This is a genomic window from Chamaesiphon sp. VAR_48_metabat_403, assembly GCF_031422475.1.
Classification (GTDB): domain Bacteria; phylum Cyanobacteriota; class Cyanobacteriia; order Cyanobacteriales; family Chamaesiphonaceae; genus Chamaesiphon.
Map to the genome: position 1 here is coordinate 1 of NZ_JANPLS010000461.1, position 11530 is coordinate 11530.

Annotated in this window: 11 protein-coding genes; 8 read left to right on the forward strand and 3 right to left on the reverse strand. The window is 43.6% G+C overall.

Going from position 1 to position 11530, the window contains the following annotated elements; translation table 11 throughout:
- The first annotated feature begins 45 nt into the window (after nt 1-45).
- From RMO79_RS22210 to RMO79_RS22225, 4 genes are all read left to right on the forward strand, one after another.
- A complete protein-coding gene (locus RMO79_RS22210) occupies nt 46-1221 on the forward strand; it encodes an AGE family epimerase/isomerase (RefSeq protein ID WP_310485444.1) in 1176 nt (391 codons plus the stop codon).
- A gap of 333 nt (nt 1222-1554) precedes the next feature.
- A complete protein-coding gene (locus RMO79_RS22215) occupies nt 1555-3495 on the forward strand; it encodes a response regulator (protein ID WP_310485445.1) in 1941 nt (646 codons plus the stop codon).
- Between the two features lie 14 nt (nt 3496-3509).
- Nucleotides 3510-4997 (forward strand): DUF3492 domain-containing protein, encoded by a 1488-nt coding sequence (locus RMO79_RS22220; protein ID WP_310485446.1) that lies wholly within the window; start codon nt 3510-3512, stop codon nt 4995-4997.
- A complete protein-coding gene (locus RMO79_RS22225) occupies nt 4994-6535 on the forward strand; it encodes a hypothetical protein (RefSeq protein WP_310485447.1) in 1542 nt (513 codons plus the stop codon). Before RMO79_RS22220 ends, RMO79_RS22225 begins: the two co-directional genes overlap by 4 nt.
- Nucleotides 6536-6556: 21 nt before the next feature.
- Here the strand turns inward: RMO79_RS22225 and RMO79_RS22230 are convergent, their stop codons facing one another.
- Complete coding sequence (locus tag RMO79_RS22230) at nt 6557-7138, reverse strand: Uma2 family endonuclease (RefSeq protein ID WP_310485448.1); 582 nt, start codon at nt 7136-7138, stop codon at nt 6557-6559.
- A 230-nt stretch (nt 7139-7368) separates the two neighbouring features.
- Between RMO79_RS22230 and RMO79_RS22235 the strand changes: the two genes are divergently transcribed.
- Nucleotides 7369-7692 carry a hypothetical protein gene (locus tag RMO79_RS22235; protein WP_310485449.1) on the forward strand — a complete coding sequence of 108 codons (324 nt, stop codon included), beginning with the start codon at nt 7369-7371 and terminating at the stop codon, nt 7690-7692.
- 15 nt (nt 7693-7707) lie between these two features.
- Here the strand turns inward: RMO79_RS22235 and RMO79_RS22240 are convergent, their stop codons facing one another.
- Nucleotides 7708-8598 carry an alpha/beta fold hydrolase gene (locus RMO79_RS22240; protein ID WP_310485450.1) on the reverse strand — a complete coding sequence of 297 codons (891 nt, stop codon included), beginning with the start codon at nt 8596-8598 and terminating at the stop codon, nt 7708-7710.
- A gap of 242 nt (nt 8599-8840) precedes the next feature.
- Between RMO79_RS22240 and RMO79_RS22245 the strand changes: the two genes are divergently transcribed.
- Entirely contained in the window at nt 8841-9299 is a 459-nt protein-coding gene (locus RMO79_RS22245; protein ID WP_310485451.1) for a zinc ribbon domain-containing protein, read from the forward strand.
- A 43-nt stretch (nt 9300-9342) separates the two neighbouring features.
- The gene (locus RMO79_RS22250) at nt 9343-10335 is read left to right on the forward strand and encodes a glycosyltransferase (RefSeq protein ID WP_310485452.1); all 993 of its coding nucleotides are present in this window, start codon (nt 9343-9345) and stop codon (nt 10333-10335) included.
- Between the two features lie 60 nt (nt 10336-10395).
- On the opposite strand, the gene RMO79_RS22255 is transcribed toward RMO79_RS22250, so the two are convergent.
- A complete protein-coding gene (locus tag RMO79_RS22255; protein ID WP_310485453.1) occupies nt 10396-11013 on the reverse strand; it encodes a hypothetical protein in 618 nt (205 codons plus the stop codon).
- Between the two features lie 131 nt (nt 11014-11144).
- On the opposite strand from RMO79_RS22255, the gene RMO79_RS22260 reads away from it, so the two are divergent.
- Nucleotides 11145-11530 (forward strand): hypothetical protein (locus RMO79_RS22260; protein ID WP_310485454.1); only part of this gene is annotated, 386 nt, incomplete at its 3' end.

Consider the following 11530-nt stretch of genomic DNA (forward strand, 5'->3'; position numbering starts at 1 on the left):
CTGCCCATGTAAATCCCTGTCTACCATCCTTTTCCCAGTCTTGAAATGAACTGCGATTTTACAGAACTAGCGCAACTTTACCAAGATACACTACTCAATAATGTCATACTATTTTGGGAGCAAAACTCGATCGATTGGGAGCATGGCGGTTATTTTACTTGTCTAGATCGATCGGGAAATGTGTACGATACCGATAAGTTTATCTGGTTGCAAAATCGTCAGGTGTGGACGTTTTCGATGCTATACAATCGGGTAGAGCAGCGGAGTGAGTGGCTCAAGATTGCCGGACATGGAGCGAGCTTTCTGGCGGAGCATGGGCGCGATCCGCAGGGGAATTGGTATTTTTCACTCGATCGAACGGGACAGCCCCTTACTGAGCCTTATAATATCTTTTCTGACTGTTTTGCAGCGATGGCTTTCAGTCAATATGCTCTTGCCGATGGCGAATCTTGGGCGAAAGATGTTGCGCTTCAAGCGTATCAAAATGTGTTGCGGCGCAAAGACGATCCTAAGGGTCGCTACAATAAAACATATCCTGGTACGCGCTCTTTAAAATCTTTGGCAGTACCGATGATTTTGGCAAATCTGACGCTAGAAATGGCGTGGCTGTTACCGGATGCCAAATTAGATCGGGTATTGGATCTGACTGTCGCGGAAGTGATGAATGACTTTCTTGACAAAAAGAGCGGATTAATGTATGAGAATATCGCTCCCGATGGCAGCCATGTCGATTGTTTCGAGGGTCGATCGATTAATCCCGGACATGGGATCGAAGCGATGTGGTTTATTATGGATATTGCCAATCGCCGTCAGGATAAAGTGACGATCGAACGGGCAGTCGATACGGTCTTAAATATTCTGAATTTTGCTTGGGATGATGAGTATGGGGGCATCTATTATTTTATGGATGCTGACGGGCATCCGCCGCAACAATTGGAATGGAATCAGAAATTGTGGTGGGTACATGTGGAAGCTTTGGTAGCTTTGTCAATGGGCTTTCGGCTGACTGGAAGAGCTGCTTGTTGGGATTGGTATCAAAAAGTGCATGAATATACGTGGAAACACTTTGCCGATCCTGAAGGTGGGGAATGGTTTGGCTATTTGGATCGACAGGGTAAAGTATTATTAAACCTCAAGGGTGGTAAATGGAAAGGGTGTTTTCACGTTCCGCGCGCTCTATTTATGTGCTGGCAGGAGTTTGAAGCATTAGCCAGCATTTAAAACAGCGACTGAATAAGGATAATTTGGCAACGATCGATTCAGCTAAATGGCGGAAAAAAGTTGCGCTGCGATCGCAGTACCAGCTAAATCTAGCTAGTTAGAGTCATAATTGGTAGAGTTTAGACGATCGCTTGTGCCGATCGAGACAGATCGAGCGATGCGATCGAAGTTACAATTCAAGAGTCAGTAGTACTATCGGCTCGATTTAGCTAAATCTGTAATAAAATTGATATATAGTTTACCAAAATATATTTTCATCCGGCTAAAGCAGCAGATCGATCGAATAAATGAGCCACGGCTAGCAATAAGTATCACAAAGCAAAGGAAGTGGACATGATTCGCATTCTCCTGGTGGATGACCAGAAGAGCATTCGGGAACGGTTGAAGTCTCTACTAGAGACCGAGCCGGACTTTGATATCGTTGGGATGGTAGATAACGGCTATGATGCGATCGAGCAAGTCAAGCTATTACTTCCCGATGTCGTGCTCATGGATATGGAAATGCCGGATATTGATGGTGTCCTCGCTACCAAAATTATCTCCCACAGCTCTCGCAAAACTAAAGTGCTCGTACTGAGCAGTCACGACAGCGATGAGTATGTCGCTGACTCGATCTATGCAGGGGCGAATGGCTATATTCTCAAAGGTGCTCCCGCACAGGAAATTTGCGATGCCGTCCGCTTTGTCAATCGCGGCTACATGCAAATCGCACCGGGATTATTTGAAAAATTTATTCCAGATCGAGTCGAAGCGGGATTATTAGAGTGGAAACCTCGCTCTAGTAACGAGCGGATGCCTGTCAGTCGGATCGAGTATCCCGGTAGCTTAGAGCTGACGGGCATTAATAAGCCGACTGCTACTAAAAGTACGGCAATCGTCCCCGGTACGGAATTCGAGCAACCATCGGAGCTAATTTTAGATATTACCGCATGGGGTCGATCGCGTAAATCGATCGGCTGGTATCAAGCCACAGCACTAGTAGTCGCCGGGTTGGGATTGACATGCTCGCTCTATCTGCTCCGTCAAAGTTTAAATAAACCAGCGGAAACACCAGAACGACAAGATCGCGCGCAGCAACTACACGATCTGCCGTTCGTTGGCAAAATCGAACCTCTCCACATTACCAAAATCGATGCTACCATTCCCGGTATCGTTACCGTCATCCCCATTGCCATCGGGAAAACGGTGAAAGTTGGAGATCGATTATTGAGCATTCGCAATGTCGATGCCGAACGTGCCAATCGTACCAAACAGCTCCAACAACAGCAACTCGCAGCACAGCAACAACAAATCGCCCTTCAGCAGGCATCTCAACAGCAACAACAGGCACTTCAACAGCAACAGATCGCGATCGGCGAACGCCAAGCAGCCGCTGGTAGGATTAGTAATATTCAACTGGCGATCGCCAATTATCAACGCAACCTGGCACCATTGCGCCAACAGGTAGCCGATGCCAACGTGCGCGTAAATTTAGTTGCCACTCAAGCGGAACGACTTCCCGTGAGCCAAAAACGCGAAGCTATCGTCCGCGCGCAAGCCATCTACGAACGGACGCTGGCTACTTACGAGCGACTGACTCAATATCAAAGCCAAGGCGCGATCTCGCAAGAACGAGTCGAACAAGCCGAAAAAGAGATGACCGTTGCTAAATCCGATCTGAATATCGCCCGATCGGATTACGATAGTTTAATTGCTACTGCCAAAGTCGCCACCGAGAAACAAGCCGCTCAGACTAAATCAACCCAACTGCAACAACAGCTCACCCTAGCAGAACAAGCCGGACAACTGCAACAACTTCAAGCGCAACTTCAAACCGCTCGCGCCGAATATCAACAGATCGAAACTAAATTGCAGCAGATCCAGAAAACCATGCCGAATGGTAAACCATCGGCAATCGCGATCGCCAGCACTCAACCACCAGTCCTAGAGCCGACTAAAATCGATATTACCGCACCAATTTCGGGGATGGCGATCGAAATTCCGATCTCTACGGGAGATCGGGTATTTGCTGGGAGTAAATTGATGAGTATCGTCGATCCTAAAAAGCTGAAAATTGTTGTGGATGTTGAGGCTCAACAAGCTGCACTCTTAAAAACCGGACAAAAAGCACTCGTCAAAGTAGGTACCGCGATCGAAAGTCAAGAATTAGTCGCCCTAGTTACTAATATTGCCCCACCCATCGATCGATCTACTCAACGCATCGAAGTCGAATTCACCAATCCCAAACCGACTGTTTTAATCGGTCAAAATGGTACGGTTTATTTTCCGAAATGAAGCCTTGCATTCTAATGACAACCGAAGGTACGTATCCATTCCTGAGTGGGGGTGTGAGTACGTGGTGTCACGAATTAACTCACCAGATGCCAGAAGTAGACTTCAAGATTTTGGCGATCGTTGCCAATCCTTACTTACCCCAACAATACCAACTCTCGAAGAATGTCACGCAACTGCTCAAGGTGCCGCTGTGGGGCATGGAAGACCCGATCGAGTACGGATGGCGATTTCCGTTTTCTCGTGCCTTAAAGAGCAAAATTGCCACTACTGGTGCAGTCATCTCGCAGAGATTCATTCCGGTATTCGAGCAACTGTTACAAGGGATTTTATCGCCAGAGGTGATGGACATCGATACGCTAGGCAATACATTTGTGGGAATTCACGAGTATTTTCTGCGGTATGACTATCATAAAACGATGATGTCGATCGAGGTGTGGGAATGCTTTCAGAAAATTGTCACTAGCTCTTGGCAATCCCAAATCGCACCAGCGCGGATTACTTTAGGCGAGGTTTCCGAGACGCTCAAGCTGCTATATCGGCTCTGTATTCCCCTGCATGTCCCGATTCCACCTGTGGATTTGATTCATTCTTCTGCCGCTAGTTATTGTGGATTGCCTGGGGTAGTTGGCAAAATAAAATATCAGATTCCCTATCTTTTGACCGAACATGGAATTAATATTCGCGAGCAATATCTCAATCTGCGAACTTCAGTTTCTTCGGTGTTCGTCCGTCGCTTTTTGCATTATTTAGTTAGTGCGGTGGTCAAATTAAACTATCACTTTGCCGATACAGTCGCACCTGTATGTAAATACAATACCCGCTGGGAGCAGTGGTGGGAAGTCCCGCCAGCGAAAATTAAGGTCGTGTATAATGGTGCCGATCCGGACAAGTTCAAACCCCGATTGCGTCAGTCTAATCCTCATCCGATCGTGATTAATATGGGGTTGATTTTTGCACTCAAGGGACAGTTAACCTTAATTGAAGCCGCGCCGATCGTCCGGGATAAATTTCCTGATGTAGAATTTAAGTTATATGGTAAACCTGCCGATCTAGATTACTTCGATCGGTGTCAGCAAAAGATTGCCGAATATCGATTGGAACAGACAGTGAATTTTGCTGGCTTTACTAACGAACCGTGGTTGGTGTATACAGCCGCCGATGTAGTCGCGCTCTCTAGTATTTCTGAAGGTTTTCCCTATGCGGCGATCGAGGCGATGCTCTGTGGTGCGGCGATCGTTTCTACTGATGTTGGAGGGGTGGAGGAAGCCTTAGGCGATACCGGATCGATCGTCCCCGCCAATCGTCCGATCGAACTTGCAGCAGCAATAATTCAAATGCTGAATTTAACTGACAACCACCGCACCCAACTCGGTCAAAAATCTCGACACCGAGCGTTAGAATTGTTTACTCAGCAAAAATGCGTGCGAGCTTATCTCGATCTCTATTTGAATTTAATTCGTCAGGCGAGGATCTCTAAATTAAAAATGACTGGTAAATCGTGACAAATCATTCACTCCAAAATTTAATTAATTCAATTTACATCAATTATCCCAACGTCTGCGATCCATGGGAAATTGTGGCGATCGTCGAAACCTTAGGTTATACAGATAAAACGATCGCTGCTGAATTTGGTTGTCCCGACGCACTAGTGCTCGGACAATTTATCTATGCCCAACGCGAACAATTTCCATTTGTCGATCGAGATCGAGAGCTTTCAAGATTAGCTCCGAAATTTATCGATAAATTAAATGTCTTTGTGACACAATTTTCTCATAGTTTTGTCTATACTATTCCATTTATCATTCTCTTAATTCTCAATTATTTGCCACTCGATAAAAGTGGTGACTTTTTACCGCCAGAATTGAACTCTTTATTTGGATTTAGCACGATGGCAAGTCTGATTACTAGTAGCGGTTTCGTGCAAATGATTAGTCGGCGCGGGCTATTTTATATTGGATTGAGAGATCCCATTCAAGCTAATCGGATCTGTACGTCGATTTTGCTGATGGGAATTTTTGTAACCATTTTACTAGGATCGATTGGCATCTTATTCTGTTTTTATCAAAGAATTACTACAGATCGCTATATAATTATCGCAGGTAGTTATTATATGGTACTGAGTACGATTTGGATGCTGTTTGCAATTGTTGGACTTCAGTATCGATTTGCAGCACCAACGATTTTAATCGGGGTGACATGTTGCTTTTTTATCTTGAGATTATTTTTTAAATTTAGTCCTCTAGAAGCGCAAACGAGTACGATCGCGATCGCTTTTGGATCGCTGTTGCTATTATTTGGCTCCAATCAAATTAAATATCGTTCGATCGCTCCAAAGTTTGGTAAATTAGTCGCACTACCACATTTAAGTATTCTGATCTATTTACTCATTCCCTACTTTTTGTATGGAATTGTTTATTTTGGTTTTATTTTTGCCGATCGATTGGTGGCAAATATTACTCGTGCTGGTCATTTCATGCTGATTCCGGGTAATAATTTAGAATATCAAGACAGTATGGATTTAGCTTTACTAAATCTACTACTAATCGTGCCATTAGTTGAGTATTTTAGTTATACATTAATTATGTATTGGTACGATCGAGCCAAACACATGACCCTAGCAGAAGCAGGTAGTCTATCTTGGCAACTGCAAAAGAAATATTGGTCGTCGATCGGCAGAATTTTATTGTACTTTGGATTGTTGATGTCGATTACGATCGTGTTATTATCGATCTTGCATCGCAGTCAGAATGATAACATTTTAACAATCGTTGCCTGTTTGGGATATTTATTGTTTGCGATCGGTTTATTTAATACAGTAATTCTGCTCAGTCTCAATCGGCTGCGCGATGTCTTAGGAATTTTAGCAATAGCGACGATCGTCGATTTTATTGTCGGGTATCTATTGAGCATTTTATTCGGTGTTTACTTAGCCGCAATCGGATTGATTATCGGCTCGACGATTATTGTTATCGGTTCTAGTAAAAAAGCACTCAGCGCACTCGATCGAGCGGGGTATTGTTATTTTTATAGTGGGTATTAAGTTGAGTTAAAAGTCAATCGACTATTCACCAATATCGACTATGCGATCTTCATAAATTCGATCGAGATCGAAGGTGAAATTTACACTTTTGAGTGCTACTTCATCCCCAGATGCATACGAATTCAAAGCCCAGTTACCTAAATCGTTCCGTTGATGTAAGTCCAACCAGATTTTATCGGTACTGACTAAAACGTACTCTGAGAAAGTAGTTGTTTGGCGATATAATGCAAACTTTTCACCTCTGTCGTAAACCTCAGATCTGGGCGATACTACTTCGACAATCAGGCAAGGATGAGTGATAAAATTATTGGCACTGCGGTCTCGGACATCGCCACTGACGCTTAGATCTGGATAACAAAAGGCGTTCGATGCTAATGTTTGCACCTTAACTTTCGAGTTAAAGACCCGACACACGGTAGCTTGTAGATGCGCTTGGAGCAGATTGCAAAAATTCGTTGCAATGCGGTCGTGCTCGACACTTTCGATCGTCATTGCCGAAATTCGACCATCCACGAACTCGTAACGCAACTCCTGTTGCGCCTCCCACTCCAGATATTCGACTGGGGTGAATTGCGGAAAATGTTCGCTTGCAGAAATTGTCAAGATTGAATCGATCGGGCGAGGTTTTGAAGATGAGTATACCACAAGTTACCACGCGTTTAGCTACTCGATCGGCCTAGATCGAACATCTGTTGTTGCGGCATTTATCCATCTTTCGATAGAAGGTTTACCACCAACTAAATGATAATCTGACCTTAGATGTCGATCGAACAGTTGTAGATATTATTTATTCGATCGAGATTTATTTAGTAAATATTTGCAGGAGATTTAAGATGCAGAAAATATTAGAGGCGATCGCGAATTTAGCTGTTAAAAGCTGTTTGGTATTGGGATTAGCTAGTTTAATCTCACTGACAAATTTAATCTTACCCCAGCCAGGATATGCAGCACCTCCAGTCACACAGGGATCTTCGGAGGTGATTCAACTGTTTGAAAAGACAAATCCGGCAGCAACCAGAGCAGAAGTATATGATGAAGTAGCCAAACTCAATAAAAATCCGAAAGAACTAATTGCGGCTGAAAATAAAGAAGAGCAAGCTGAAGAAAAAGCCTACGCACAAGAACTAAAAGCGGCTAAAAGTGCGGCAGATAAATAGATGCCTACTTCCGCTCTAGAGTCGTTCGAGCCACTGCAAGATCGCGGGATTGACGACTTCGGGGTACTCATCGTGGGGACAATGCCCAGCATTGGGAATCGAAACAACCTCGATGGGTTTTCCGGCAGCGGCGAGTTCTCGATAGACTGTCGCACCTTTAATGGGTGTCCAGGGGTCATTTTCACCCCAAAGGACGAGCAATGGTGGGGTGACTTGGGGTAATAACGATTCAGGTGTCGGCCCTGGGGGCGCGGTGAGAATTGAGGCAAAAACTCGCTGTGCGCCTAGATCGCAAGCGGGTTGATAGATAATCTCGATCAGTTCGTCGGTGACGGCTTCCCGGCGCGGATAGACCTGGTAGAGACTGCTGCGGATGCGAGATTTCTGACGGACTCGATCGAAGAGAAATTTACCTAAGGCTGGGGATGCAACGATATTAGTAAATATCCCCATGACATTTCGCAATAGGAAGTTTAACTCATCGGGGCGATGGTTCAAGCCCCCCGCACAATTAATTAATACGCCACCCGCACTAATTTCGGGATGATGCGCGACTAGCATTAAACTCAGCAATGCGCCGATCGAATTACCGACAAATACCGTCGGTCGGTTAATATATTCATGCCAGAAGTCGAGGACTAATTCTTCCCATAGCTCCATACTATAGTCGATCGGGGCTTTATCCGAGTCGCCAAATCCTAATAAATCGATCGCGTAGACTCGATAACCACCCTCAGCCAGCACGGGAATATTCTTGCGCCAATGGTCGATCGAAGCACCAAAACCATGAATTAATAGTAACGGTTGACCTTCGCCTGTAATGGTATATCTAATCTGGTGTCCGCGCCAGTTCCAGGTGAGTTTAGCGGTGCTGCGAAGCGGTGTCAGAGGGGTTGTCGCGGTCATGCAAGATGTGAGAATAACGCTATTATTTCGATCTTAGTGAAAAATTTTACAGAAAGAAAGGTGTGGTTTCGATCTTGGTATAATTTACAGATGGTTAGAAACTACCGCAGATCGGCTAACGCAGGTTGGCACGAGGGCAGACATGGATATTATTAAATCCTCATTCCTTAGCGTTCTTCGCCATTACTCTTCTTTGAAGGAGATGTTAATCCAAAATCGTAAACCTAAAATCCAAAATTGACATGACATATCGTTGGAAATTAGCAACTGGACATCAACTGTCGATCGATAATGAAGGCGCGCAAACTGTCATCGCCATCTTATTCGATAACGGCGAACAACAACAGCGACAGAGCGATAGTTTTACAACGGGAATCTGGCTCGCACCGCCAGAAATAACGCTCGATCCGACAGGTGCAATTGTCAAAATCACCAGTACGAGCGGGCAATCGCTGGTGAGGATCGATGGGAATAGAATTCAAATTAGCAGTGATATTAGTGGCGACGATCGCACTTACAGTCAATCTGTTAGTACCAGTTCTAGTTCGACCTCTGCTAATGCCGAAACGACTGTCCGACGAGAAAATGTAAATGTTAATCCGAGCGAACCAGTCAATCAACGGAAGTTTTGTACAGAATGCGGTACTACGGTCAAATCAACCGATAAATTCTGTGCTAATTGCGGGCAGAAATTAAGCTAGACCGATAACTAACGATCGCCGCGATGCGATCGATATTTAACTTATGCGAAAACTGCTGTTTCTCTTACCTGGAACTACCGAGAAATTTTACTGCGGGGGCTTATTTGCCGAACTGAAAACGATCGAACTAGTCAAACAGATTCGTCCTGTCGAAATTGTCACCTATCGCCAACGGGAGCCAGATAAACCCTATTTAGATGATGTTTTAGCGCGCGCGCCGCAGGATAGTATTTTCGTCGTGAGTTGGGGCTTTGATGTGCCTAAATTAGTGGCGCGGTTGCAGGGATATCCAACAATTTATCACGCGCATAGTGCGGAATATGGCTTTCGGCTCCCCGCACGGATTCCGATTATTACGGTGAGTCGGAATACTCTCGGTTACTGGGGTCAGAGATCGCCACATTCGCTATTATACTATTTGCCCAATCAAATTTCTGATGAATTTAGCAATCGACAAGTCGCCCGTTCGATCGATGTATTGGTGCATTCGCGTAAGTCTTCTGACTATTTATTAAAACAATTAATTCCTGCACTTCAGCCCCATTGTAAGGTAGAAATTATCTCTGGATTTGTCGATAGTTTAGCTGAATTATTCAACCAATCGCGCGTGTATTTATATGACTCGGCTGAGTATTGGGCAACGCAAGGAGTGACAGAAGGATTTGGCTTACAACCTTTAGAAGCGATCGCTTGTGGCTGTCAGGTATTTTCGAGTGTCAATCATGGGTTATCTGATTATTTAGATCCGGGATTTAATTGTCATAAAATTGCAGGTTTTAGTACGGCTTACGATGTCGATCGAATTTTAGAAGTAGTTAAGTCTTATGCTCCGGTAAATAATATCGATGCCCTAATTTCTGAATATCGAACGGCGAATATTATGTCACGGCTTCAGGTAATTCTGAGTGAGATCGATTGCTTCTTCGATCGTGTCAATCTGGATAAATCCGATCTTCTCGATCTGAACGATCGTCGTGTTTCGCAGCTAAGACTATTAAAAGCTATCAAGAGTATTCAGAAAAAGCTTAAACGTTAGGCAATTGATATCGACCGACAATGTATTCGTGGGCAGTGTAAACTTTACTAGCTATTGCTTTCAACATTCCTGTAGTCGAGATAGCAAAATAGTTGCCTTGTTTTTTTTATCTAAGCTTTCTAGGTTTATATTATCGTTTTTAATGATTGAAATCAAAACGTATGGAAATATATCTTGAGGAGTATCGTGATTTTCTAGTTGTTCTACAAACTTTTCAATTTCATTAAGCATCGGAGCAAGTCCCTCTATCTTAATAAAGCAGCATAGTTTCATTTCAAGTAGAATTAGTTGGTAAAATGAATTAAAATGATTTTCTTGGCACTTTAAAAATCTTTCTTTTGCATCACTATATCTACCCATGTCATAAGCATTATGCCCTGAATATAACCATGCAATTGAGTAGTCTGCTTTTATCTCAATAGCTGATAAGAGAGATTTTTCTATATTTACATAGATATTTCGATTCCCATTTCTATATGGATATTGGTAGTAAGTATACCCAAGAAGATATAGAAGCTCTGCTCTTTCGCTAGAAGAACTAGAATATTCAGGAGCTAGAAGCAGACTCTGAATGTGACTGATGACTTCATCGACAACTGGCGATATCTCATCTGTATCGGATCTAGAAAATTCACTAATATTGTCAATTTTCTCATAAATACTCTCTGGTATTGGCATAATCTATCTTTGTTTTGAATTAGGATATGGAGGATGCGCGACCTGAACTGATCGTTTAGTCCGAGGAGCTTACTCCTCTAACGTGAAAGCAAGATATAATGTTCGGGATAGTTAGTTTTTAGAGCATTTTTATGACATTTAAAGAAATGCAATTAATTTTGCAACAAATTGTTATTTCACAGCGGGGAATGCAGGATACACTTAGAGAAACACAAAGTATAACTCAGTCAATTGCTCGTGGTATTCAGGCTATGCAAGACAAGGCTTTAAGTGATGAACTAAAACGCGACGAAGAGAAAGCCGAACATCAAGCGCAAATGGCAGAACTCAGACATATCTCCCAAGGATTGGTCAATATGTTGGATTCAATTGACAACGTTGGCGTAGCCTACCGTAGTGGCTCGACACGCTTAAAATTGTGGGTAAAGATGATGCAGTTTAATTCGAGCATCTGTGGTAGTAAATTGCCATTTTACCTTAGAATGTTCTTGGTTTCGTTCTTGTTGCCAAGCAGCTA